Annotated in this window: 24 protein-coding genes and 1 tRNA gene; 13 read left to right on the top strand and 12 right to left on the bottom strand. The window is 53.4% G+C overall.

Annotated elements, in window-relative coordinates:
* The 7 genes from ACPUC7_RS11240 to fliF form a co-directional block, all read right to left on the bottom strand.
* A complete protein-coding gene (locus ACPUC7_RS11240; protein ID WP_494922978.1) occupies nucleotides 1-510 on the bottom strand; it encodes a flagellar basal body-associated FliL family protein in 510 nt (169 codons plus the stop codon).
* Between the two features lie 130 nt (nucleotides 511-640).
* A complete protein-coding gene (locus ACPUC7_RS11235; RefSeq protein ID WP_494922977.1) occupies nucleotides 641-1,723 on the bottom strand; it encodes a flagellar hook-length control protein FliK in 1,083 nt (360 codons plus the stop codon).
* Nucleotides 1,720-2,169 (bottom strand): flagellar export protein FliJ, encoded by a 450-nt coding sequence (gene fliJ, locus ACPUC7_RS11230; RefSeq protein WP_494922976.1) that lies wholly within the window; start codon nucleotides 2,167-2,169, stop codon nucleotides 1,720-1,722. The genes ACPUC7_RS11235 and fliJ overlap by 4 nt, the downstream gene beginning before the upstream one ends.
* A 4-nt stretch (nucleotides 2,170-2,173) precedes the next feature.
* Nucleotides 2,174-3,538: a flagellar protein export ATPase FliI gene (gene fliI, locus ACPUC7_RS11225; RefSeq protein ID WP_494922975.1), complete on the bottom strand. Its 1,365-nt coding sequence runs from the start codon at nucleotides 3,536-3,538 to the stop codon at nucleotides 2,174-2,176.
* Nucleotides 3,535-4,242, bottom strand: coding sequence for a flagellar assembly protein FliH (locus tag ACPUC7_RS11220; protein WP_343552930.1), 708 nt, complete (start codon nucleotides 4,240-4,242; stop codon nucleotides 3,535-3,537). Before ACPUC7_RS11220 ends, fliI begins: the two co-directional genes overlap by 4 nt.
* On the bottom strand, nucleotides 4,229-5,215 hold the full coding sequence (fliG, locus tag ACPUC7_RS11215; protein WP_343552929.1) for a flagellar motor switch protein FliG: 987 nt from the start codon (nucleotides 5,213-5,215) through the stop codon (nucleotides 4,229-4,231). Before fliG ends, ACPUC7_RS11220 begins: the two co-directional genes overlap by 14 nt.
* Nucleotides 5,212-6,897, bottom strand: a complete 1,686-nt coding sequence (fliF, locus tag ACPUC7_RS11210) for a flagellar basal-body MS-ring/collar protein FliF (protein ID WP_494922974.1) — start codon at nucleotides 6,895-6,897, stop codon at nucleotides 5,212-5,214. The genes fliG and fliF overlap by 4 nt, the downstream gene beginning before the upstream one ends.
* Nucleotides 6,898-7,162: 265 nt before the next feature.
* Here fliF and fliE point away from each other — a divergent pair, with 265 nt between their 5' ends.
* The 8 genes from fliE to ACPUC7_RS11170 are packed head-to-tail and all read left to right on the top strand — an operon-like array spanning nucleotide 7,163 to nucleotide 14,133.
* Nucleotides 7,163-7,486 (top strand): flagellar hook-basal body complex protein FliE, encoded by a 324-nt coding sequence (fliE, locus tag ACPUC7_RS11205; RefSeq protein ID WP_343552927.1) that lies wholly within the window; start codon nucleotides 7,163-7,165, stop codon nucleotides 7,484-7,486.
* Nucleotides 7,487-7,502: 16 nt separating this feature from the next.
* Nucleotides 7,503-8,366, top strand: a complete 864-nt coding sequence (locus ACPUC7_RS11200) for a CheR family methyltransferase (RefSeq protein WP_494922973.1) — start codon at nucleotides 7,503-7,505, stop codon at nucleotides 8,364-8,366.
* A complete protein-coding gene (locus ACPUC7_RS11195) occupies nucleotides 8,363-9,409 on the top strand; it encodes a protein-glutamate methylesterase/protein-glutamine glutaminase (RefSeq protein ID WP_494922972.1) in 1,047 nt (348 codons plus the stop codon). Before ACPUC7_RS11200 ends, ACPUC7_RS11195 begins: the two co-directional genes overlap by 4 nt.
* 30 nt (nucleotides 9,410-9,439) lie before the next feature.
* Nucleotides 9,440-9,826 carry a chemotaxis response regulator CheY gene (gene cheY / locus ACPUC7_RS11190; RefSeq protein WP_343552924.1) on the top strand — a complete coding sequence of 129 codons (387 nt, stop codon included), beginning with the start codon at nucleotides 9,440-9,442 and terminating at the stop codon, nucleotides 9,824-9,826.
* 5 nt (nucleotides 9,827-9,831) lie between these two features.
* Nucleotides 9,832-10,470 carry a protein phosphatase CheZ gene (gene cheZ, locus ACPUC7_RS11185; protein ID WP_494922971.1) on the top strand — a complete coding sequence of 213 codons (639 nt, stop codon included), beginning with the start codon at nucleotides 9,832-9,834 and terminating at the stop codon, nucleotides 10,468-10,470.
* Between the two features lie 18 nt (nucleotides 10,471-10,488).
* Nucleotides 10,489-11,640 carry a flagellar biosynthesis protein FlhB gene (gene flhB, locus ACPUC7_RS11180; RefSeq protein WP_494922970.1) on the top strand — a complete coding sequence of 384 codons (1,152 nt, stop codon included), beginning with the start codon at nucleotides 10,489-10,491 and terminating at the stop codon, nucleotides 11,638-11,640.
* Nucleotides 11,633-13,726, top strand: coding sequence for a flagellar biosynthesis protein FlhA (flhA, locus tag ACPUC7_RS11175; protein WP_494922969.1), 2,094 nt, complete (start codon nucleotides 11,633-11,635; stop codon nucleotides 13,724-13,726). Before flhB ends, flhA begins: the two co-directional genes overlap by 8 nt.
* Nucleotides 13,723-14,133: a flagellar protein FlhE gene (locus ACPUC7_RS11170; RefSeq protein WP_494922968.1), complete on the top strand. Its 411-nt coding sequence runs from the start codon at nucleotides 13,723-13,725 to the stop codon at nucleotides 14,131-14,133. Before flhA ends, ACPUC7_RS11170 begins: the two co-directional genes overlap by 4 nt.
* Before the next feature lie 48 nt (nucleotides 14,134-14,181).
* Here ACPUC7_RS11170 and ACPUC7_RS11165 read toward each other — a convergent pair whose 3' ends face one another.
* The 3 genes from ACPUC7_RS11165 to ACPUC7_RS11155 form a co-directional block, all read right to left on the bottom strand.
* Nucleotides 14,182-14,559, bottom strand: coding sequence for a DUF1090 domain-containing protein (locus tag ACPUC7_RS11165; RefSeq protein WP_494922967.1), 378 nt, complete (start codon nucleotides 14,557-14,559; stop codon nucleotides 14,182-14,184).
* Nucleotides 14,560-14,938: 379 nt separating this feature from the next.
* Nucleotides 14,939-15,505 (bottom strand): YjaZ family protein, encoded by a 567-nt coding sequence (locus ACPUC7_RS11160; RefSeq protein WP_494922966.1) that lies wholly within the window; start codon nucleotides 15,503-15,505, stop codon nucleotides 14,939-14,941.
* 236 nt (nucleotides 15,506-15,741) lie between these two features.
* Nucleotides 15,742-15,826, bottom strand: a tRNA-Leu gene (locus ACPUC7_RS11155).
* Nucleotides 15,827-16,098: 272 nt separating this feature from the next.
* Between ACPUC7_RS11155 and ACPUC7_RS11150 the strand changes: the two genes are divergently transcribed.
* The gene (locus ACPUC7_RS11150) at nucleotides 16,099-16,608 is read left to right on the top strand and encodes a YjjA family protein (RefSeq protein WP_494922965.1); all 510 of its coding nucleotides are present in this window, start codon (nucleotides 16,099-16,101) and stop codon (nucleotides 16,606-16,608) included.
* Nucleotides 16,609-16,656: 48 nt separating this feature from the next.
* Here ACPUC7_RS11150 and pdxR read toward each other — a convergent pair whose 3' ends face one another.
* Nucleotides 16,657-18,033: a MocR-like pyridoxine biosynthesis transcription factor PdxR gene (gene pdxR / locus ACPUC7_RS11145; protein WP_494922964.1), complete on the bottom strand. Its 1,377-nt coding sequence runs from the start codon at nucleotides 18,031-18,033 to the stop codon at nucleotides 16,657-16,659.
* Between the two features lie 103 nt (nucleotides 18,034-18,136).
* On the opposite strand from pdxR, the gene ACPUC7_RS11140 reads away from it, so the two are divergent.
* From ACPUC7_RS11140 to ACPUC7_RS11125, 4 genes are all read left to right on the top strand, one after another.
* Complete coding sequence (locus tag ACPUC7_RS11140; RefSeq protein ID WP_494922963.1) at nucleotides 18,137-18,742, top strand: FMN-dependent NADH-azoreductase; 606 nt, start codon at nucleotides 18,137-18,139, stop codon at nucleotides 18,740-18,742.
* 14 nt (nucleotides 18,743-18,756) lie between these two features.
* Nucleotides 18,757-19,236, top strand: a complete 480-nt coding sequence (locus ACPUC7_RS11135) for a carboxymuconolactone decarboxylase family protein (RefSeq protein WP_494922962.1) — start codon at nucleotides 18,757-18,759, stop codon at nucleotides 19,234-19,236.
* 95 nt (nucleotides 19,237-19,331) lie between these two features.
* Complete coding sequence (locus ACPUC7_RS11130; RefSeq protein ID WP_343552910.1) at nucleotides 19,332-19,967, top strand: hypothetical protein; 636 nt, start codon at nucleotides 19,332-19,334, stop codon at nucleotides 19,965-19,967.
* A 106-nt stretch (nucleotides 19,968-20,073) separates the two neighbouring features.
* Nucleotides 20,074-20,751, top strand: coding sequence for a MarC family NAAT transporter (locus ACPUC7_RS11125; RefSeq protein ID WP_343552909.1), 678 nt, complete (start codon nucleotides 20,074-20,076; stop codon nucleotides 20,749-20,751).
* Between the two features lie 86 nt (nucleotides 20,752-20,837).
* Here the strand turns inward: ACPUC7_RS11125 and ACPUC7_RS11120 are convergent, their stop codons facing one another.
* Complete coding sequence (locus ACPUC7_RS11120) at nucleotides 20,838-22,094, bottom strand: c-type cytochrome (RefSeq protein ID WP_494922961.1); 1,257 nt, start codon at nucleotides 22,092-22,094, stop codon at nucleotides 20,838-20,840.
* Between the last annotated feature and the right edge of the window lie 2 nt (nucleotides 22,095-22,096).

Below are 22,096 nucleotides of genomic sequence, written 5' to 3'. Positions count from 1 at the left end.
TTACCGCAGAATAAATTCATTAATAAGAACATCGGAGGGAGCAATCGCCAGATTAGCCTCTAATGGTTTGCTGAGTTCGTTTTTGATACTTTCAATCAGCTGAGTTTTCCCGGCATCGGTAGATAATGATTCATAGGTTTGCTGTGTGAGCAACATAAAGAGGCGGCTGCGATATTCTGGTAAATATTTCTCCAGAATTGATACCGCCGACTTATCAGCGAGGCGTATTGATAAACCCAAAAAAAGCACGCGATCAGATTCATTTGCCGTGGGTTTTAAACTCACGGTAAAGGTATTCATCGACACATACAGCGGATCAACCGGTTTAACGGGCTCAGGCGTAGTTTCTCCACTGGCAGCAACGGCATCACTGCGCGCGGGGGCGAACTTAAGTTCCCAGAGCAAATAACCACTCATCGCACACGCAGTGATGGCAAATATCATTAGCAAAAGGGTGAGGAGCGAGCGTTTCCCTCCACTTTTCTTGGCCTTCTTTTTTTCGTTATCCATGATTCATAAACTCTGCAATAAAGGGGATGTCTTATTGTCCAGCCGAACTTAATATGGCGAGTATTGTAGTCCATGTGAGGTGCTGAATAATTAGGCGATAAAATTTCATTCCTGTTGCTTATTCAGCACTTCAGGCGAAAGTGTTAATTCCGTAAATATTTCCAGGTGTAGTTGTCAATAATGTAGGAACAATGTCATCTTCTGGCCCTAATTCATCCGGCTGGCTGGCTTCTTGTTGAGCATCAGTATCCTGCTCACCCTGCGCGTTAGCCCCCGCGTACGGATTATCTGCCCCTACGCTGGCCTGCCCCAGCTGTAAACCGGCTTCTGCCATCGCGGTGCGCAATTGCGGCATGGCATGCTCCATCGCCTGACGCACCAGCGCATGTTCACTGACAATATGCACTTGAGCCTGATCCTGATGCACACGCAGCGTGATATGCAGCGATCCCAACTCTTCCGGGTGCAGACGAATTTCTGCATTGTGCATGCCATTGCGGCTAAATACCGCAATATGCTGGCTAACGGATTGCTTCCACTGCGGCGTTTCCGGCGGATAAGTCACCGTAGCGACGGGCATTGCCTGCGTATTCGCCACCGGCCGCAGGGTGATAGGCATTGGTGCCGTCACCGGTTGGGCTGAAGGGGTTTCAACTGCCATAACCGGCTCCATCGCCATCGCGGGGGTGAAGGCTGCCGCTGGCGCACTGCTGGTTTTTTCCGTACCTCGGCTTAACACCAATGGCGTTTCTGCGACAGCTGGCGCAGTGGGTTTCAGGTTAACGGATGCTAACAGCGGATTGATAACAGGCCCTTTGGCTTCGGTTATCACCGGGGCAATGTCGGCGTTGGAGGACACTTGCATTACCCACTGTTGCAACTGCCATTGCGGATTATCATCAGCCAAAACCTCCAACAACACTGAGGGCAAATCCTTCTCGTCCATCTCGGTATCGTCGGTCAGTGCCACTTCGCCTGCTAATTCCAACTCAACCGGCAGCTCGCTCACTGATGGAGTCAGAACCAAAGGCGCGGATTCAGGCGTCCCCTCCGTAACCACAGGCAATACTTCACTGTGCAGCACCAGCAGCAGTTGCTCTAAATCGCCGAGTTTCTTATCCAGCGTTAAACCAAAATTTTTGTCGCTAAGTTTGCCCAATGTTGGCAGCGACTCCGCGCTGCCCGCCAGTAACGTGGCGATATCGATCTTCATAATCTCTCTCTTTTTTGTCCGGCTCGTTGGGCAAACTCATCCATCAGCTTTTGCTCCTGACGGCTTTCCACCAAGGCTTGCGCCGTCTCGCGGCGAACAATGAGCGTCTCAAACGCGTTAAGCTTGCGCTTCTCCTGCATCCAGTTCGCTTTGGTCTTATCCACCACGCGTTCGCAGCTGTTAACGTGCTTTTCGTGTTGCTTCACCACTTGATTCAACGACACGATAAAGGCTTGATGGTTAACTAAATCCGCCACCGACATGCCGCGTCCCATCATTCCCTGTCGCAAGGATCGTTGGTATTCCTGCTCGTAGCCTTGCAACTGTTCATGCTGCGTCACCGCTTGTTGCAGTGTTTGCTGCACACTGCCAAGCGTGCGTGTGGTTGCAGTCAGTTTCTCTTCTGCCATGTCGCGCAGCATGGTCATGGGATTTTTTACTTTCATCGCCTTATTCCGTTATGTCCGGGAACAGCTGAGATAATCCGGCAATTGCCGCGTCGTACGGCGCTGATTCATGGATCGCCTGATGCAGAAACCCTTCCAGCGCCGGAAAGTGATTAATCGCCTGATCGAGTAACGGATCGCTGCCTTTCACGTAGGCACCCACGCTAATCAAATCGCGGTTACGCTGATAAGCTGACAGCATCTGCTTGAAGCGTTGCACCTTGCGGTACTGGGCATGCGGGATCAGTTCGGTCATCGCGCGGCTGATCGAGGCTTCGATATCAATCGCCGGATAGTGGCCAGATTCGGCCAAACGGCGTGATAAAACGATGTGACCATCGAGGATCGCACGGGCGGAATCCGCGATGGGATCTTGTTGATCGTCGCCTTCGGTCAGCACGGTGTAAAATGCGGTAATCGATCCGCCGCCGGGCATGCCGTTACCGGTGCGCTCCACCAGCGCGGGTAAGCGGGCAAATACTGAAGGTGGATAGCCTTTGGTGGCCGGTGGTTCGCCAATCGCCAGCGCCACTTCACGTTGCGCCATCGCATAACGCGTCAGTGAATCCATGATCAGTAAGACGTTGAGACCACGATCGCGGAAGTCTTCGGCAATGCGCGTGGCGTACACCGCGCCCTGCATGCGCAGAATCGGTGAAACATCAGCGGGTGCGGCAATCACCACCGCACGTTCGCGCCCAGCTTCGCCAAGAATGTTTTCGATGAAATCTTTGACTTCACGGCCACGCTCACCAATCAAACCCACCACAATCACATCAGCGGTAGTGAAGCGCGCCATCATGCCGAGCAGCACGCTTTTACCCACACCGGAACCGGCAAACAGCCCCATACGTTGCCCACGTCCAACGGTCAACAAGCCGTTGATGGCGCGCACGCCGACATCCAGCACGTTTTTGATGGGATCGCGATGCAACGGATTTAAGGTCGGGGTAAACAGGCCAGCCGCCGGTTTGCCCGGCGGTGCGCGTCCATCCAGCGGACGGCCCTGTGCATCCAGTACGCGGCCCAGCAAATGCGGCCCAACCGGCAACTGCTTGCCCTCGCTGCAATCACCATCTGGCGCGTAAACACGCGCGCCAGGCAGAATGCCATCGACATTTTCCAACGGCATCAGATAGAGCGTATGGCCGTTGAATCCCACCACCTCACTCTCGACTTGCGCGATGCCTTTGCCAGTCTGACGTTCAACAATGCATAACGAGCCGATCGGCAATTTCAACCCCACCGCTTCCATCACTAAGCCGGTAGCGCGTGTTAATTTGCCGTACTGACGAAACGCCGGCATTTCGCTGAGTTTCTCTTCAACCCGATCCAGCGCCTGCAACCAGCTCTTTAACTGCTGGCTCATTGCGACAGCTCCTCGCGTGCTAGCTGGCACAGCGCCTGCCAGCGGGTTTCCATGCTGGCATCAAACTCGACATCCGGCGACACTACGCGGCAGCCGCCCGGCGCCAGCTGCGCATCACTGTGCAACGCCCAACCGACCTGCGCCAGGGTGTCACCTAACGCCTGCGCCAGTTGTGCACGGTCGTCAGGATGAACATAAAGCTGAATGGTGCCGTGCAGCAGCGCATCCTGTTTCATCAGGCTACGAATCTGTTTCACCAGCACGCTGTTGTCAGCCATGCTGATGTTGCCATACAGCTGCTGGACGGCGGTCAGCGACAGTTGCACCAAACGGCCTGGGATCAGACTGTCGAGGTTCTCGACCGCCAATTTAAAGTTGCTGATCCATTGCTCCGCCTGGCGTAACAGTGCTTGTTGCTGCGCCTGAGCATCCTGCATGCCTTTGGCTAAGCCGGCTTCGCGTCCTTCACGTACACCCGCCTCAAAACCCTGTTTGCGGCCTTCTTCTTCACCGCGCGTCAGTCCTTGATTGAAACCTTGCTGCTCTGCCTGCTTACGTAAACGTGCCAGTTCAGCTTTTAGCTGTTCATCAGATTGCGCGCTATCGAGACTGGGTAGCGGCGCTTCCACCGCTTCACTGAGCAGCAAGTTATCCGGCTGCCAGCTCTGCCATTGTGGTGCGCTGGATTTATCAGACGTAGGCATCGTCGCTGCCTCCGATGATCATCTCGCCTGCTTCCGCTAAACGACGCACGATGTTGAGGATAGTTTTCTGCTCGGCTTCCACTTGTGACAAGCGTACCGGACCACGCGATGCCAAATCTTCGGCCATCAGATCCGCCTGACGACGAGACATATTGAAGAAGAACTTCTGACGCAACTCTTCGTTGGCGCCTTTCAGTGCCACGATCAGCGTCTCGGTTTCCACTTCCTGCAACAGGCGCTGGATACTGCGATCCTCGACTTCGATCAGGTTCTCGAACAGGAACATCTCATCAATGATTTTCTGTGCCAGTTCGCCGTCGAATTCACGCACGGCATCAATTGCCGACTCTTCCTGCTGCGATTTCATCAGGTTAAGGATCTCGGCCGCAGGACGGACGCCGCCCATTTTGCTGCGCTTGAGATTCTGACCGTGCAGCAGGTTATTCAGCACTTCGGTCAACTCTTGCAATGCTGCTGGCTGGACACCGCCAAAGGTGGCGATACGCAGCATGATGTCGTTACGCTCACGATCTTCAAATCTGCCCAGCACATCGGCCGCCTGGTTACGTTTCAGATGCACCAGAATGGTGGCGATGATCTGCGGATGCTCTTCACGGATCAGATCAAATACTGCCTGTGGATCCATAAAGTTGAGCGTCTCAATCCCGTTGTTGCCTTGATGGCTATCCAGCAAGTCTTCCAGCAACGACGAGGCGCGTTCTTCGCCCAGCGCTTTGACCAGCACGCTACGCAGATACTCATTGGTATTCAGGCTCAGCGCGGCGTATTCAGTAGAGTCGGTTCTAAACTCCTGTAAAACATTGGCCATTTGTTCATGGGTAAAGCCTGCCATGTTGACCATGGAGCTACTGATCTGCTTCACCTCATGGGCATTCAAATGCTTGTACACTTCAGCGGCCAATTCATCGCCCAACGTCAACATAACGATGGCGCTTTTTTCAGAGGCATTCATGATTTGAGCTCCTTATTCATCCATTGACGGATTACCAGGGCAATAACGCGTGGTTCCTTCTCAGCGAGTTCACGCAACTGCAAGGCGTTAAGATCGCTATCCTCACGCAATTGCGCACGGGAAAGGGCATTCTTCTCGGCAGCACGTTTTCTCTCTGCCAGCACTTCCTCTCGTGCTTCTTTTTCCATTTCCAGCTTGCGCAGATTGGCCTCGATATGTTTCTGCCACGCGGGCTGCACCAGCTTGCGCCACATCACCCAAGCGATAATCGCAATCACCAGATAACGGGCAATCGACATCAACAACGCATGGAATTTCTCTTGCTCCCAGAAAGGAGGAAGCGGTTCTTCAATCACACCGTTAAACGGTGAGTTGAGGATGTTGACACTGTCCCCACGGCGGTCGCTATAACCAATCGCTTCTTTCACTAAGGTATTGATGCGCGCCAGCTCGGCGTCGTTCATCGGGCCAGGTGTGCCCTCTTCACCTTGTGGCAAATGGTTAATCACCACCGCCACCGACAGGCGCTCAATACGTCCCATGTTGGATTTGGTGTGCGTCAGCGTGCGATCGACTTCAAAGTTGGTGGTTTCGTCGCTGCGATTGTTAAACGGCTGGCCGCTGTCACGCGCCGCCGTGCTACCGGTGCCGCTGGTTTTAGCATTGGCCTCACCTGGCTTTTGCAGTGGCTGCGTAATCGGCGCCGTAGCTGGCGTTGGAGGCTGGTTGGTCAACGCGCCCGGAACGCCGCTGGCCCCGCGTGAATTGCCCTGCTCCGCTGAGCTGGCCTGACGGCTACGAATCGCCATTTTTTGTGGATCGGAATTCGGCTGGTACTGCTCTTGTGTCTGCTCTTGCTGAGTGAAATCGACTTGCGCTGTCACCTGAGCACGAACATTGCTGTCACCCACCAACGGCGCCAAAATGCGCTGAATGCGCTGCTGATAGTCGCTTTCAATCTCGTTGGTGTATTTGAGCTGCGAGGTTTGCAGACCACGCGCGCCGCCTTGTGTCAGCAAGTTACCGCGCTGATCGACAATGGTGACATTTTCGGCTGACAAGCCGGTAACAGCGCTGGAAATCAGATGAGTGATCGCCACCACCTGGCCTTCATCCAGCGTGCGGCCCTGAATCAGGTTCACCGTCACCGAAGCGGTTGGCTGCTTCTGATCGCGTACAAACATCGACGGTTTCGGCACTGCCAAATGCACGCGAGCGGTCTGGATCGGCCCCAGATTTTCGATGGTGCGCGACAGCTCACCTTCCAGCGCACGCTGGTAATTGATCTGCTCACTGAACTGACTGATGCCAAACTTTTCCTTGTCCAGCAGTTCAAAGCCGACGGATCCCCCTTTCGGCAAACCTTGTTGCGCCAGCTTCATCCTTGCTTCATGTACCTGCGCTTCTGGCACCATAATGATGCCGCCTGGCGTTTCGATGCGGTACGGCACATTTAGCTGCGTCAGTTGCGCCACAATCGCGCCGCCATCTTCATCGCTGATGTTGCTGAACAGCACGCGATAGCCCGGCTCTTTAGCCCAGAACATCAGTGCGATAATCACCGACAATGCCGCCGCAGCGACGAATGCCAATATTATCTTTGGACTCGAACGAAGTGATGACATCGCGGATTTAATTCGCTCTGTCGGATTGTTATTTAGACCATTTAATGTGGCACTCATGCCGTTATCCTGTAAGAAATAACACGCACCGATAATGCGCGTCAGCCAACGCAATTGCGCCAACTGATATCTACGAAGCAAATTCAAGTGGAATTTTCAGGCGGCCATTATCTGCTGAATGCGACAATTTTTAAGCATAAATAAGCCCGAACTTCTGTTCGCTTATCGGATTTTCTCGCTTATTTACCCGCATGTTAAGCTGTCGGCGTTTAAAAGATGTGCAATCCAATTGCGCGTTTTTCTTTGATAATCCAGGAAATGAATAATGTCAGCTACATTAATGCGCGGCGTACTCGATCAGATCCAAACCCAGGCACAGCAAGTCTCTGGACAGCATCGTATCAAATCCGGCGCACAGGAAAATGCACCCTCGTTCTCCGATGCGTTATTTAACAGTATCAGCGAAATAAATAAAACTCAGCTTGATGCTAAAAACATGACACAGCAGTGGATGTCTGGCAGCAGCGATATTGGCTTGAATGATGTGATGCTCGCGATGCAGAAGTCCTCTATTTCATTCAGTTTCGGCATGCAAGCGCGTAATAAAATGATCAGTGCTTATCAAGAAATAATGAACACCCCGGTATAAGGCCTGATTTCATTCTATGAGCGAAATTAACTTCACTTCTGCGCGCTTATTTAAGAATACGTTAATCCTTTCGGATAACGAATTAGAGCGTTTCGGGAAATTGATTTACCGACGTGCAGGAATTGTGGTTAACGCACAGAAACGAGAGATGATTTTCAATCGTCTTTCACGGCGGGTGCGCGAACTGGCTCTCAGTAGTTTTAGCGAATACGCCACGATTTTAGAGTCGCATCCGGAGCATCCAGAATGGCAGACGTTTATCAACGCACTGACCACCAACCTGACCTCTTTTTTCCGCGAATCGTACCATTTCCCGATTCTGGCGGAACATGCGCGTCAGGCGCGGCAACAGGTTGATAGTTATCGCGTCTGGTGCACTGCGGCATCTACTGGTGAAGAACCCTGCTCGATTGCTATCACGCTGGATGAAGTTCTGGGCGCGACGGTAGCAGGCCCGCGCATCTGGGCGTCAGATATTGATACCGATGTCCTGAGCAAAGCGGAAACCGGCGTGTATCGCCTGAACGATCTCACCGCGTTAACGCTGATGCAAAAGCGTAATTACTTCTTACGCGGCTCAGGTGAAAACAGCAATCTGGTCAAAGTGAAACGGGAACTGCTCAACAGCATCCATTATCAGCAACTTAATTTGCTGGATGCACGCTGGCCGGTACCTGAACCCTTTGATGCCATTTTTTGCCGCAACGTGATGATTTATTTCGATAACGCAACGCAGTTGAAGCTGTTGCAGCGCTTTGCTCGCCTGCTGAAACCCGGTGGCCTGCTATTTGTTGGGCATTCGGAGCATTTCACTTCCCCTAACCTGCCGCTGCGCCTACGTGGGCAATCGGTTTATGAACTGACGGAGAACTTGCGATGAATCCGATACGCGTTCTGGCGGTAGATGACTCGGCGTTGATACGCAATCTGCTCAGCGCAGTGGTTAATCAGCAGCCGGACATGGAGATGGTAGCCACCGCACCGGATCCACTGATTGCGCGTGAATTGATTAAAAAGCTCAATCCGGATGTGCTGACGCTGGATATTGATATGCCGCGCATGGATGGATTGGAGTTTCTTTCGCGCCTGATGCGCCTGCGCCCAATGCCAGTGATCATGATTTCATCGCTGACCCAACGCGGCTCCAGCACGACGTTAGCCGCATTGGAGCACGGTGCGGTCGATTTCTTACCCAAACCCGGCAACCAGGTCGCGAGTGGGATGCAGCTGTGGGCCGAGCAATTGGCCGAAAAAATCCGCATTGCTGCCAAAGCAAAATTACATCGTCACGGCGTTAACACTACGATGAAGCCGATGGTGAGCAAGCTCAAAGTCGATCAATCCAACCTGATTGCGATTGGCTCATCGACCGGCGGCACCGAAGCGCTGCGCCGCATGCTGGAACCCATGCCAACCAACTGCCCTGGTATTGTCATCGCCCAACATATGCCAGCGGGCTTTACCCGCTCCTTTGCTCAGCGCATGGATTCGTTGTGTCAGATTTCGGTGCGTGAAGCGCGAGATGGCGAACTGGTTTTAGCAGGTAATGCCTTGATTGCACCGGGTGATCTGCACATGAGCGTGGTCCGCCGTGCTAAGGGCTATGAAGTTCAACTCAGCAGTGCTGAACCGGTCAACCGCCATCGCCCTTCTGTGGACGTGCTGTTTGATTCGGTGGCGCAGCAGGCGGGGAAAAATGCCAGCGCCGCGATTCTCACCGGCATGGGCAGCGATGGTGCGCGTGGATTGCTGGCGCTACGCCAAGCCGGCGCTTATACGCTGGCACAAAGTGAAGCCAGCTGCGTGGTGTTCGGCATGCCGCGAGAAGCGATTGCACTCGGTGCTGCCTGTGATGTGCTCGATCTCGATCACATCAGCCAGCGCCTGCTGGACAGTTTTAGCGGTACCAAATTACATCATTAATCGATTAACAACGTTCAGGAGACACCTCAAATGTCAGATAAAAACTTGCGTTTCCTGGTGGTGGATGACTTTGCCACCATGCGACGCATTGTCCGTAACCTACTGCAAGACCTGGGCTACAAGAACATAGAAGAAGCTGAAGATGGTCAGGACGCCCTGAACAAACTGCGCGCTGACGTGTTCGATTTTGTGGTCAGCGACTGGAATATGCCGAACATCGACGGCCTGGAACTGCTGAAAACCATTCGTGCCGACAGTGCCATGGCCAAGCTGCCGGTGCTGATGGTGACCGCCGAAGCCAAACGCGAAAACATCATTGCTGCTGCACAAGCGGGTGCCAATGGTTACATCGTTAAACCCTTCACTGCCGCCACGTTGGAAGAGAAGCTCGGCAAAATCTTTGAAAAACTTGGGTGATAGCCATGGATCCAGAATTAAATTTGCAGGCAGATGATCCCAAAGATCTGTTTCTGCGTATCGGTCAGCTGACGCGTTTGCTGCGTGACAGCATGGCTAACCTCGGCCTTGAGCAGGCAATTATGGAAGTGGCGGATGCCTTTCCTAACACCCGCGATCGCCTCAACTATGTAGTGGGTAAAACCTCGCAGGCCGCCGATCGCGCATTAACCAGCGTGGAAGTGGCGCGCCCCTTGCAGGATGCCATGAGCGAAGGTGCTGACGCACTCAGTGAACGCTGGGATGCCTGGTTTGCCAATCCCCAGCCGCTGGAAGATGCCCGTGAACTGGTGAAAGAGACGCGCGCGTTTCTGCATCAGGTGCCAGAGATGACCCAGCAAACCAATCGCCAGCTGACTGAAATCATGATGGCGCAAGATTTCCAGGATCTCACTGGCCAGGTGCTGCAAAGCCTGATGGTGGTGATATCTAAAGTAGAAACTGAGTTGATTAGCGTGCTGGTGGAAAACATGGGTGAGCGTGAAGCGCGTGCCATCGAAGGTGAAGATCAGCTGAAAAACGGCCCACAAATCAACGCTACAGCGGAAGGTATTGCGGCTTCTCAGGAACAGGTTGATGACCTGCTGGAGTCCCTCGGCTTCTGATGAGGCCAGGCGAACGCCATGTCTGAAGAGAGTGATAACGAAAAAACGGAAGACCCCACACCCCAGCGAAAACAGAAAGCGCGGGAAGATGGGCAGGTTCCGCGATCGCGTGAGCTCACCACCCTCGCGATGTTGCTGGTTGGCTGTAGCTTGATGCTGGCGGGGGGTGATTTTCTGGTGGGGAAATTGATGCATCTGCTGCACAACGGCCTGACCTTTGATCGCCTGTTGGTACGCGACCCCCAACATATGCTGGATCAAGCTGGAGCGTTACTCGGTATCGCTTTTCTGGCGCTATTGCCGCTGGTCGGCGGTTTGTATATCACCGCAGTCAGCGCACCTTTGATCATTGGTGGCCTGAATTTGAGCGGCAAGGCAATCAAGCTCAACCTGAAAAAGCTCAACCCGATAAGCGGCATCAAACGTCTGTTCTCTGCACAGATGCTGTCAGAAATGGTGAAAGCCATTCTCAAAGTGTCACTGGCGGGTATCGGCGGAGGCCTGTTTCTGCTGCACAACAAGAGCAAGTTTATCGGGTTGATGTTTGAACCGCTGGGCATGGCGTTAAGTGATATCAGCAGCATCCTGATTGGTTGCATGCTGGTCATCATTCTATCGCTGATCCCGATGGTGGCGTTTGATGTGATTTATCAGTTGTGGAGCAACTGGAAAAAGCTGCGCATGACGCGTCAGGAAGTGAAGGACGAGTTCAAGAAGCAGGAAGGTGATCCACAACTTAAAGGTCGCGTTCGCCAAATTCAGCGCCAAATGGCGCAGCAACGCATGATGACCGATGTACCGACCGCCGACGTAGTGGTGAACAACCCGACGCACTATTCGGTGGCGTTGAAATATCAGGAAGGCAGCATGGGCGCGCCAGTCGTGGTTGCTAAAGGCAGCGGGCTGATCGCCCTGCGCATCCGTGAACTGGCTGAAGAGAGCCGTATTCCGATGCTGGAAGCCCCGCCGCTGGCGCGTGCGTTGTACCGCCATTGCGAACCTGGCGCGCCAGTACCCACTGAACTGTATAACGCCGTAGCTGAAGTTTTAGCCTGGGTTTATGGCCTGCGCCGCTGGCGTAAAGGCTATGGCATTCGCCCGCAGCAACCAAAAGATCTGCCGGTTCCGGCGGCGCTGGACTTTGCACAAGAGAGTGAGAGTGATGGCTAATATCGCCACAAAACTACGTTTACCCGGTCTGAAGGAGACCCAATGGCAAGTGCTGGCAGGTCCAGTACTGATCATGACCATCCTTGCGATGATGATCTTGCCATTGCCCACCTTCGTACTGGATCTGTTTTTTACCTTCAACATTGTCCTGTCGATCATGATTCTGTTGGTGGCGATGTTCACCCAGAAGACGCTGGAGTTCTCGGCGTTCCCGACGGTGTTGCTGTTTTCGACGCTATTACGTCTGGCACTGAACGTCGCATCCACCCGTGTGATTCTTATGCACGGCCACACCGGTTCTGCCGCTGCGGGCCAGGTGGTTGAAGCTTTCGGCCACTTCCTGGTCGGCGGCAATTTTGCCATCGGCATCATCGTCTTCATCATCCTGATTATCATCAACTTTATGGTCATCACCAAAGGGGCGGGACGTATTGCTGAAGTCGGAGCGCGTTTCACCCTTGATGGCATGCCCGGCAAACAGATGGCGATCGATGCTGATCTCAACGCCGGTTTGATTGGTGAAGAAGAAGCCAAACGCCGTCGTAAAGAGGTGACGCAGGAAGCCGATTTCTACGGCTCAATGGACGGTGCCAGTAAATTTGTGCGCGGTGATGCGATCGCTGGCCTGATGATCATGGCGATCAACGTGATTGGCGGTTTGATTATTGGCGTGATGCAGCACGATATGTCGGTGGGTATGGCAGGTGAAACTTACACCTTGCTGACCATCGGTGATGGTCTGGTGGCGCAGATTCCTGGCCTGGTGATCTCTACCGCCGCGGGCGTGGTTGTGACCCGCGTGGTTAACGATCAGGATGTCGGCGAGCAGATGATTGGTCAGCTGTTTAGCTCACCACGCGTGCTGATGCTGGCGGCTGCGGTGATCGGCCTGCTGGGCATGATTCCAGGTATGCCGAACTTTGTCTTCCTGCTGTTCACTGCGGTGCTGCTGGGCGTGGCTTGGTGGATGCGCGGCCGTGAAGCGGAGAATAAAGCCAAAGGTTCCAACACCAGCGATATCTCGCTGCCAGAAGCGGAAACCGCGCAGGTTAATGAAGCCACCTGGTCTGATGTGCAGATGGAAGATGAGCTTGGCCTCGAAGTGGGCTATCGCCTCATCCCAATGGTTGATCAGGAGCAGAACGGTCAGTTGCTAACACGTGTGCGCGGTATTCGTAAAAAATTCGCGCAGCAGATGGGCTTCCTGCCGCCAGCGGTGCATATCCGCGACAACCTGGATCTGCCGCCAACGCGCTATCGCATCTTGCTGAAAGGCGTGGAGATTGGTCACGGCGAGATCCAACCGGATCGCTGGATGGCGATCAATCCTGGCTGCGCGGAAGGCGATGTACCGGGCACGGTGTGTACTGAGCCGACCTTTGGTCTGCCTGCGTTGTGGATTGATGAAGTGCATCGCGAACTGGCGCAAACACTCGGTTACACGGTGGTCGATCCGAGTTCGGTGGTAGCAACGCATCTGAATCATTTGATCTCAACACATACCGAAGAACTGTTTGGCCGTCAGGAAGCGCAACAATTGCTGGATCAGCTCACCAAGCATGCGCCGAAGCTGGTTGAAGACCTGATCCCTGCGGTGATCAGCCTGACCACGCTGCATAAAGTGCTGCAAAATCTGTTGTCAGAACGTGTGCCAATCCGCGATATGCGCACCATCATTGATACGCTGGCGGAATTTGCCACCAGCAACAGTGATGCCGATGAACTGACGGCACGCGTGCGTGCGCGCTTGTCACGCGCCATCACGCAACAGTGGTTCCCGGGTGAAGAGGACGTGCAGGTGATTGGTCTGGATCTGTCGCTGGAGCAATTGCTGGTGCAAGCAACGCAGAGCGGTAGCGCCATCGAACCTGGCATTGCCGAGAATCTGATGAAACAGACCGAACAAGCCTTGATGCATCAGGAAGGATTGGGTGCGCCGCCGGTGCTGCTGGTCAATCCATCGCTGCGCCTGATGCTGTCACGCTATTTGCGCCGCATCTTCCCGCAAATGGCGGTGCTTTCCAGTCAGGAAATCAACACCCAGCGCAACGTGCGCATGACGTGGGTGATTGGTGGCAAAGCATGAAGCGTGGCTGGATGCTGTTAGCTTTTTTAGCTTCGCCACTGGCGTTGGCTAGCGACGGTTCATGGAGCAGCCAGAGCTTTGGCGGCATGATGACGCGCGGCCAGCAGATCGTTAAAAGCCAGCCGGTGCAGCCAGCATCGCCGCCACCGGCGAGCGCCATTGCCAAACAGTTATCGTGGAAGATCACGCCAGATGGCCCAACGCCAATGGGTTTTATGATTAAAGTGTGCGGTGGCAATCGCTGCCTGCCGCTATCGGGATTGAGCGGTGAAATGGCGCTGCCGGTGAGTTTCCCCGCTGCCGGACCGCTGCGCTTTGAATATTACTCATCGGTGCGCGGTAATTTATCGCCGCCGCTAACGCTATTGAGTAATCAAGTCACGGTGGAATATCGGATACGCAAATAACAAAAACCGCGGCATTGACCGCGGTTTTTCTTTGCTGCATCGCTGGTGTTACTGCGCTAACGCATCCTGCGCTTCTTTTAGCTCTTCACGCGCTTCAGCCAGTTTACGCTGCTGTTTTTCAATCTTTTTACGGCTACCTTCTGCTTGCGCCTTGGCTAGATCCTGCTCGCGCTCCTGCACTTTCAACTGCTTCTCGGCCACTTTTTCCTGGCGCTGTTTCAGCAAACTGCTTTCGGTGCAGTGTTCGTTGGTTTCACGCAGCGCTTTTTCCAGACCCGCAACACGTTCCGCATTGCCATGTTCACGCGCCATCGCCAGCTGTTGTTGAATATCTTGCTTCTTAGCTTCGCATCCGGTTGCCGCTTGTACGGAAGTGATGGTTAACGCCGAGAAAAGAATCGACAGGGTAATCAGGGTGTTTTTCATGATGAACTCTTGGTTGAAATCGTTGGGCGCTATTATACGAAGAGTTCTTAACAGGATCTTAAAGGCGAGGTCTTGGTTAATGGGGAAATGCCGCGTGGATTGATGTGGATCAGATTTGAACCGTTAATCCGTTTGCAAGCACTAATTGCAAACTCTAAATTAACCGCGTAGCATTGTTGGCTCGGATGGTTACAGGGATTTTGGCAACGAAATCGCATCCCACTTCCTGATTACAGGTTCGTCCATGACGGTAAAGTGTCCTGACCCGCTGCAAAGCGGCTGAGACCCCCGCAAGGGGGTCGCTACTTTTAGCCCCCGCAAAATTTCCTTTTCTGTTTTAAGCCCAAGTCTCGCCGAATGAGTAAGCCTCTTTGAAAAATCATTTTTTAAATCTGTTATTCGCTTCCTTCGGCCCACCACCATTACGCGGACTCTTGGCAACTTCCATAGCTACTTTGAACACACTCAACGATTTATTGGCAACCGGAATCCCTGACGATCCCGGCCCGCTCCTGGCGAAGAAAGCAGAAAGGATGTGCATTCGCAGTAAACGCTTCTCTTTGTAAAATGCGATGCAAATTTTGTAAGGCTCAACTAATCCCGTTGTACTATTCATCATGTTGAATGTGAAAAACTTCTCAGCTGAAGTTTGAAACAGAGGCATTCCGGGTAAGCTGGCTAAGATCTGTGGAATCTGTTTGGATGCTTCATAACGCTCCATACAAATATTAATTTTTTCACGACCATCTTCGTATGACAGCGGGATGTTGTAAGGCGTATCGGCCTTAGCAAAGCAGTGCAGGCCATAGGTAACGACGAAGGTGTAACTGTGCTTTTGCCCGTTGAATGTAATTTCATGTGCATTCAAGTGTGTAAGCGAATATGACATGCCATCATATTCAAAAGCAGGCCAATGTTGAATTGAATCAATCTGATACTTTGCCACAGTTCGTTATCCGTTATTACCTTTGAACGTGCTACCTGAATTGAGAGGTGGCGACCATCCAAATGTTAATGCCTGCGGAAAACAAAATACAGATAAAAAAATATAAAATACAGTAAGTTACACGATGTCGTTAGATTGTTTCCTAACTGCCGTGTGCACTGAAATGGCGGGATTGATCCAGAAAATTGGCAAAAAAAAAGCCGCTCGTAAGCGACTTAATTTTTTGCATCAATCGATGGTGCCGAAGGCCGGACTCGAACCGGCACGTATCTCTACGGTTGATTTTGAATCAACTGCGTCTACCGATTTCGCCACTTCGGCACTGAAGAGGATGCGGAAAACGTTGGGGATTATACCGTTACGAGCCGAGTGCGCAACAGGAATCGTGAAGGATGTGTGCTAAGCGTTGAAAAAAACGCCACTCCGCGGGCAAATGCTTGTTAATTCGTCAATATGGCTATTTTTAAGCCTGCAATAAAACCCAGAACAGTCCCAATCTTCCCTAAACCCGCCATTTATCTGGAACTTTCCTAATTCAAACCTCTCTTAACCAAAACTGACGCAGTCAGAACATAAAAGACAACGAGGTTGAGATGAAATTACAAGGCAAGATTTGGGGATTGGGCATCGCGGCAATCATGGTAGCGGGCAGCGCAGCGGCGGCAAGCTGGCAGGATCAGCTGAGCAGCGCGGCCTCCCAGCTGTCACAGCAAAACAACAGCACTACAAACACCACCAATACGCAGAATGGCGGATTGTCACTGTCATCACTGACGGGCTTGCTGAATGGCGGCGATAAAGCGGTGAGTTCGAATAGCATGACCAACGCCGCAGGCGTGATGTCCTACTGTGTGCAGCACAACGTGGTGGATAACAACGTGAGTTCGGTGAAAGACCAGGTGCTGAGCAAGCTCGGTCTAAGCAGTCCAACCGCGCAAGCGCAGAAAACCGATTACCAGCAAGGTTTGGCCGGTTTGCTGAATACCGGCAACGGCCAGCAGCTGAATCTGCAAAGCCTGAGCAGCTCGCCAATGGGTGAGAAGCTGAAAACCAAAGCCTGTGATGTGGTCCTGAAACAGGGCAAAAAATATATCGGCATGTAAGGACGCGCCGGTATCAAGGCGCGAGCTGTCCCTCGCGCCTTTTCTTTTTTAAAGCAGCAATGCTCGCGTCTCTGCCTCCGTGCGTTGAAGTAGTGCACTGGCTTGCTCCACCGAGCGAATATTGGTGTAGCCAATCACTAAGCCATAACGTTTTTGCGTCTGCATATACCAGCCGGAAAGTGGCAATACCCGCAACTGATGTCGTTGCCAAATCTCCGCCAACTCTTTGTCCTGCGTGCCACGCTGCAAAAAAGCCACGATATGCATGCCGCCATCGGTAAGCTCAAATTCGAATACGTCCGGGAAACACACTTGTAATGCTTCAAGCATCATGCGGCGGCGTTGCTGATAGAGGATGCGCATCTTTTTGATGTGCCGATAGAAGTGCCCTTCGCTGAGGAACTGCGCCAGAATTTTTTGCGGCAGCAGCGATATGCCGGTTTCAAGGATCTCGCCGAGTTCGCTAAAGCGCGCAATGGTCTCTTTTGGCATCACCAAATAGCCCACGCGCATCGCTGGCATCATGGTTTTGCTGAAAGTGCCGGTGTAAATCACTCTGTCATGCACATCGAGGCTTTTCAGCGCCGGAATCACCTTGCGCGTGTAGTGAAACTCGCCATCGTAATCATCCTCAATAATCCAGCTGTTATTTTGCTGCGCCCACTCCAGCAGTTGATGTTTGCGCGGCAGCGATAAGGTCACCGCTAGCGGGCTGTGATGGGTTGGCGTAACCACCGCAAAGCGCGCATCAGGGTGATAGCGCAGCAGGTAATCGACATCCATTCCCTGACGATCGACCGGCACATAATGCAGATTGGGTGCGATACGCTTCAGCAGTTTTTGTCCAAAGAAGTAGCCGGGATCTTCAAACATCACCTTGTCGCTGGGCTGCGCTAGCACCGCCAGAATCAGCCGCAGATTGGCGCGGTAGCCGCTGGTGATAAAGATCTGTTCCGGCTGGCAGTTCAGTCCTCGCGAAATATTGAGATAGCTGGCGATGGCCTCGCGCAGCGGTTGATGCCCCATGATCGGCGGCAATACCATTTCATCGGGACGTAAAGTGCGCGCTGCTTTTGCTGAGATCAGCAGCCATTTTTTATGCGGGAACTCATCCAGCGCAGGAACCCCCAACCGCAGTTCGCCTTTGGTTTCACGCAAGCTGTGATCGCTGGAAGTTGGCGCGATTGTCATTTCGGGTTCAGCGGCCGACGCCAATACCAAATCGGGATTGACCCGCGTGCCCTTCGCACCCTGGCTGACGAAATAACCTTCACCGATCAGGATTTCATAGGCCGTTTCCACCGTTTTACGCGCCACCTGCAACTCACTCGCCAACGCACGAATCGCGGGCACGCGATCGCCCGGCTTCAAGCGGCCAGTAACAATGTGCTCGCGATACAGCGCATAAATCTCTTTGTATCCCACGCTATGTCCTATCTATTTTCACGGTTTTTGGCCCTTTTCACTCAGACATAGAAGTTTAAGATGCACGCATTCATGATTCAATGCGGTTTGAGGGTAGAGAGTAATGAAACTGCTGCACATTCAAGTCAGCCCGGATTTAGCCGGTTCGGCGTCGCGCATCGCGTCGGCGCGTTTAGTAGAAAAACTGCGTGCTCAGCATGCCGATCTTGAGGAGACGGTGCTGGATCTGGCGCAACATCCGCTGCCACATCTTGATGCCTTCACCATTGGCGCGTTTTTCACCCGTCCAGAGGAGCGCACTGATGCGCAACGTGCCGCCATTCAGACCTCAGAACAACTGGTGGATCAGCTGTTTGCCTGCGACACGCTGGTTATCTCATCGCCGATGTGGAACCTCGGTTTGCCTTCGGTGTTGAAAGCTTGGTTCGACCACATCACCCGCGCCGGACGCACCTTCGCCTTCACGCCGGATGGCTGCAAAGTCGGCCTGGTGAACGGCAAAAAAGTCTACAGCGTGGTGGCCAGCGGCAGCGTATTTGCTCACGGCCCATTTGTGCAGGATGACCAATTCACGCCTTACATCCGCGTGGCGCTGGAATACATCGGCATCACCGATGTGGAATTTATCCGCGTTGATGGCACACACGATCCCGTCAGCCGCGCCTCTGCTCTCCCAAACGCTTTACAAATCATCGACCAATTATTCTGAACGAGGACAACATCATGACCGCACGTGTTAACCATTTTAAAAACATTCCTACGCTGGTAAAAACCATCGGCGACGCCACGGCGGCGCTGGGGAAATGTTCACTCGATGCCACCATCAAACATCTGGTGGATCTGCGTGCTTCACAGCTGAACCAGTGCGCGTTCTGCGTGGATATGCACGTCAAAGAGGCCAAAATTCACGGCGAGCGCGAACTGCGTTTACATCACGTGGCGATCTGGCGCGAATCGCCACTGTTTACCGCCAAAGAGAAAGCGGCGCTGGCGTTGACCGAAGCCCTGACGCGTCTGGGCGATCACGGCATTGATGACGTGTTGTACAACGAGGTACGTGAGCACTTTTCCGAGGTCGAGACCAGCGAACTGACGTTCTGCATCGCCGTGATTAATACGTGGAACCGCCTGATGGTGCTGTCGCAGATGAATCCGGGCGCGTTGGACAGCGCTTACGGTCTGGATCGTGCTGATTTGCGTTAATTTTTACCGCCAGTAGCCGATGCTGCTGGCGGCACCATGTTCATCTGCGCTGCCTGAGGCTATAGTGAGATTTTGCACCACACAGGACAGCGCACATGAAAGGCATCAACATTGCGATTTACTTCGATCCCGACCAGATTCATATCTGCGTTCACCAGCAAGATGATAGCTATCTCAGCCAAACCTTCATTTACGATGACAGCGTAATTGAAGAGATTTATCAGTGGCTGGAGCAGTTCACGCCTAATCGCACCCACATTTGCCTGATTGAGCACGATACCGCCGATATCCTCGCCGACGAGTTAGTGGATAACGGTTATCACGTCCATCAGGTGACGCAGCACGATCTCCTGACCTGGTTTGCCAACGAACCGCCTGCCGAGCCGGACGGTTCGCCGGTGCGCGCGCTGCTGCGTTATCTGGAAAACGAAAGTCCTTCTGAATACCAATCACGCACGCCACAGATTGAAGCGCTGATGGATCTGCTGGATGAACTCGACGATCTGGAAGGTGTGGATGAAGTCGAAGACGAAGACAATCTGCCCGATGATGTGTTGCGCTTAATGAAGCAGAAAAAAATCAGCGCCGCCGATGCTGCCCAGCGCCTGCTGCCGGATGTGAATGAGCGTATTCGCGAGCATTTAATCAATTTCCCCGAACTGATGACGCCAGAGCTGCTGGAGGATTTCTTCCCCGAGCTGCTGGAAGCGTTGGAAACGCCAAAGCATTAATTGTTGAGCGGCGCCCGCCGGGGTCACCATAAATGGCGACCTTACGGTGGGGTGCCGTTTTTGTAGGGTCGCCATTTTTGGTGACCTGGAAATTTGAGGACAATGCATGTTAGAGCTGTTTAAAGCCATCGGGCTGGGATTGGTGGTGATCTTGCCGCTCGCCAATCCGCTTACCACCGTGGCGCTGTTTCTCGGCCTCGCGGGTGATATGAATTTCCAGGAACGTAATCGCCAGGCAATGCAGGCCTCAATCTACGTGTTCCTGATCATGATGGTGGCGTGGTACGCCGGCAACGCGGTGCTGCACACCTTCGGCATTTCAATTCCCGGCCTGCGCATGGCGGGCGGATTGATTGTGGCATTCATCGGTTTCCGCATGCTGTTTCCCGCTAAACCCATCGGACATTCCGTTGAGGCTGAGCATAAGCAGGACGAAATGGATGCCAGCGAAAGTCCGCGTGAAAGCGTGAATATCGCCTTTGTGCCGCTGGCGATGCCAAGCACCGCGGGTCCCGGCACCATCGCGATGATCATCAGTTCAGCCTCAACGGTGAAAGCCGGTGTCGATTTCCCGAACTGGGTAGTCGCAGTCGCGCCAACGCTGACGTTTTTGGCTGTGGCGGTGATTTTATGGATTTCGCTGCGCAGTTCCGGCGCCATCATGAAATTGGTCGGCAAAGGCGGGATTGAAGCGATTTCGCGTTTGATGGGCTTTTTGCTGGTGTGTATGGGCGTGCAGTTCGTGATTAACGGCGTGTTAGAAGTGATTCATACCTTTCATTAATACCCATTCAAAGACGCGCAATGAATTGCGCCGCTACGGTAGGTGCACGAATCCGTAGCGGCGCGATTTATCGCGTTGTTTAACGATTACTCGGCTTTCAACGTCTTACGCACATCGGCAACCTGCTCTTTGGTCACCGCTGGCGCATTGTTGCTCCAACCCTGACGCACGAAGGTTGCCAGCTTGGCGACTTCATCATCCGTTAAGCGATAGGCAAACGGTGGCATCGCCAACGTTGACGGCGCTTTCTCGGTTGATGGCTGCTGCGCACCAGCCAGAATGGTGTGGATCAAACCGCTTGGATCTTTGGCATTCACAATCGTCGCCTGATCCAATTCCGGGAAGATGCCAGGCGCGCCTTTACCAGTGACAAAGTGGCACGCGCCGCAGTTGTCGATGTAGAGACGCTCACCTTCGGTCAGATTCTTCGCTGCCGTCAGTTTCGCTTCGGTTACCTGTTGCTTGGTGACGTCATACGCCTGCAACGCCGGATTGCCGCCGATGAACTTCAGATACGACGCAATCGCTTTGAGATCGGCATCGGTCATATGCGAGCTGGAGTGCTCGATGACCGACTTCATCTCACCGCCAACGGCGGCTTTATCGTTACGACCGGTTTGCAGGTAATCTACGATCTCCTGCTCGCTCCAGCGCGGCAAGCCACGCAGCGACGGCACATCCCAGTTGTTCAGGCTGCCACCGGCCAGGAACTGATCGTCGCCGCTATCCAGCGCTTTTTCGTTCATGCCAAGGCCGCGTGGCGTATGGCAACTGCCGCAGTGGCCAAGGCTTTCGACGATGTAGGCACCGCGATTCACCTCTTCCGATGCGCCACCAATCGGCTGGAATGGCTTATCAGAGGTGAACGCCCAGTTCCAGAAACGCATGCCCCAGCGCTGGCTGAACGGGAAGCTGAGATCGGTTTTCGGCGGCTGCTCGCTGCTCGGCTTCACACCTTTCATGAAGTAAACGTACAGCGCATGGATATCGGCATCGCTGATTTTGGCGTAATCCGGATAGGGCATCGCTGGATACAGGCGCGAACCGTCCGGCAGCACGCCTTTGCGTACCGCATCGGAGAACTGCTGCTCGCTGTAATTGCCGATGCCGTGCTCTTTATCCGGCGTGATGTTGGTGGAGTAAATGGTGCCGAGATTCGACTCAATCGCCAGGCCGCCCGCGTAATCCCCTTTGCCGGAAACGGTATGGCACGCCATACAGTCGCCAAGACGCGACAGGTATTCACCCTGCTTGATCAATTGAGCTTCATCTTCCGCGTGCGCCTGGAGAGCAAAGCTGCCCAGCAGCACGGCGTTGGCGATTAACAATGATTTTAATTTCATGC

It is taken from the genome of Pantoea sp. CFCC18179 (assembly GCF_059412405.1).
Note: the sequence above shows the minus strand (reverse complement) of the source record. Positions and strands in the feature narration are given on the sequence as shown.

Excerpts from the sequence above, each read along its gene's own strand:
- ACPUC7_RS11200 (WP_494922973.1), top strand. The coding sequence starts at position 7,503 with ATGAGCGAAATTAACTTCACTTCTGCGCGCTTATTTAAGAATACGTTA.
- ACPUC7_RS11130 (WP_343552910.1), top strand. The coding sequence starts at position 19,332 with ATGAAAGGCATCAACATTGCGATTTACTTCGATCCCGACCAGATTCAT.
- fliJ (WP_494922976.1), bottom strand. The coding sequence starts at position 2,169 with ATGAAAGTAAAAAATCCCATGACCATGCTGCGCGACATGGCAGAAGAG.
- ACPUC7_RS11150 (WP_494922965.1), top strand. The coding sequence starts at position 16,099 with ATGAAATTACAAGGCAAGATTTGGGGATTGGGCATCGCGGCAATCATG.
- ACPUC7_RS11170 (WP_494922968.1), top strand. The coding sequence starts at position 13,723 with ATGAAGCGTGGCTGGATGCTGTTAGCTTTTTTAGCTTCGCCACTGGCG.
- fliF (WP_494922974.1), bottom strand. The coding sequence starts at position 6,897 with ATGAGTGCCACATTAAATGGTCTAAATAACAATCCGACAGAGCGAATT.
- ACPUC7_RS11140 (WP_494922963.1), top strand. The coding sequence starts at position 18,137 with ATGAAACTGCTGCACATTCAAGTCAGCCCGGATTTAGCCGGTTCGGCG.
- ACPUC7_RS11165 (WP_494922967.1), bottom strand. The coding sequence starts at position 14,559 with ATGAAAAACACCCTGATTACCCTGTCGATTCTTTTCTCGGCGTTAACC.
- fliE (WP_343552927.1), top strand. The coding sequence starts at position 7,163 with ATGTCAGCTACATTAATGCGCGGCGTACTCGATCAGATCCAAACCCAG.
- fliI (WP_494922975.1), bottom strand. The coding sequence starts at position 3,538 with ATGAGCCAGCAGTTAAAGAGCTGGTTGCAGGCGCTGGATCGGGTTGAA.
- fliG (WP_343552929.1), bottom strand. The coding sequence starts at position 5,215 with ATGAATGCCTCTGAAAAAAGCGCCATCGTTATGTTGACGTTGGGCGAT.
- cheZ (WP_494922971.1), top strand. The coding sequence starts at position 9,832 with ATGGATCCAGAATTAAATTTGCAGGCAGATGATCCCAAAGATCTGTTT.
- ACPUC7_RS11240 (WP_494922978.1), bottom strand. The coding sequence starts at position 510 with ATGGATAACGAAAAAAAGAAGGCCAAGAAAAGTGGAGGGAAACGCTCG.
- ACPUC7_RS11195 (WP_494922972.1), top strand. The coding sequence starts at position 8,363 with ATGAATCCGATACGCGTTCTGGCGGTAGATGACTCGGCGTTGATACGC.
- flhA (WP_494922969.1), top strand. The coding sequence starts at position 11,633 with ATGGCTAATATCGCCACAAAACTACGTTTACCCGGTCTGAAGGAGACC.
- ACPUC7_RS11125 (WP_343552909.1), top strand. The coding sequence starts at position 20,074 with ATGTTAGAGCTGTTTAAAGCCATCGGGCTGGGATTGGTGGTGATCTTG.
- flhB (WP_494922970.1), top strand. The coding sequence starts at position 10,489 with ATGTCTGAAGAGAGTGATAACGAAAAAACGGAAGACCCCACACCCCAG.
- cheY (WP_343552924.1), top strand. The coding sequence starts at position 9,440 with ATGTCAGATAAAAACTTGCGTTTCCTGGTGGTGGATGACTTTGCCACC.
- ACPUC7_RS11235 (WP_494922977.1), bottom strand. The coding sequence starts at position 1,723 with ATGAAGATCGATATCGCCACGTTACTGGCGGGCAGCGCGGAGTCGCTG.
- ACPUC7_RS11135 (WP_494922962.1), top strand. The coding sequence starts at position 18,757 with ATGACCGCACGTGTTAACCATTTTAAAAACATTCCTACGCTGGTAAAA.
- ACPUC7_RS11120 (WP_494922961.1), bottom strand. The coding sequence starts at position 22,094 with ATGAAATTAAAATCATTGTTAATCGCCAACGCCGTGCTGCTGGGCAGC.
- ACPUC7_RS11220 (WP_343552930.1), bottom strand. The coding sequence starts at position 4,242 with ATGCCTACGTCTGATAAATCCAGCGCACCACAATGGCAGAGCTGGCAG.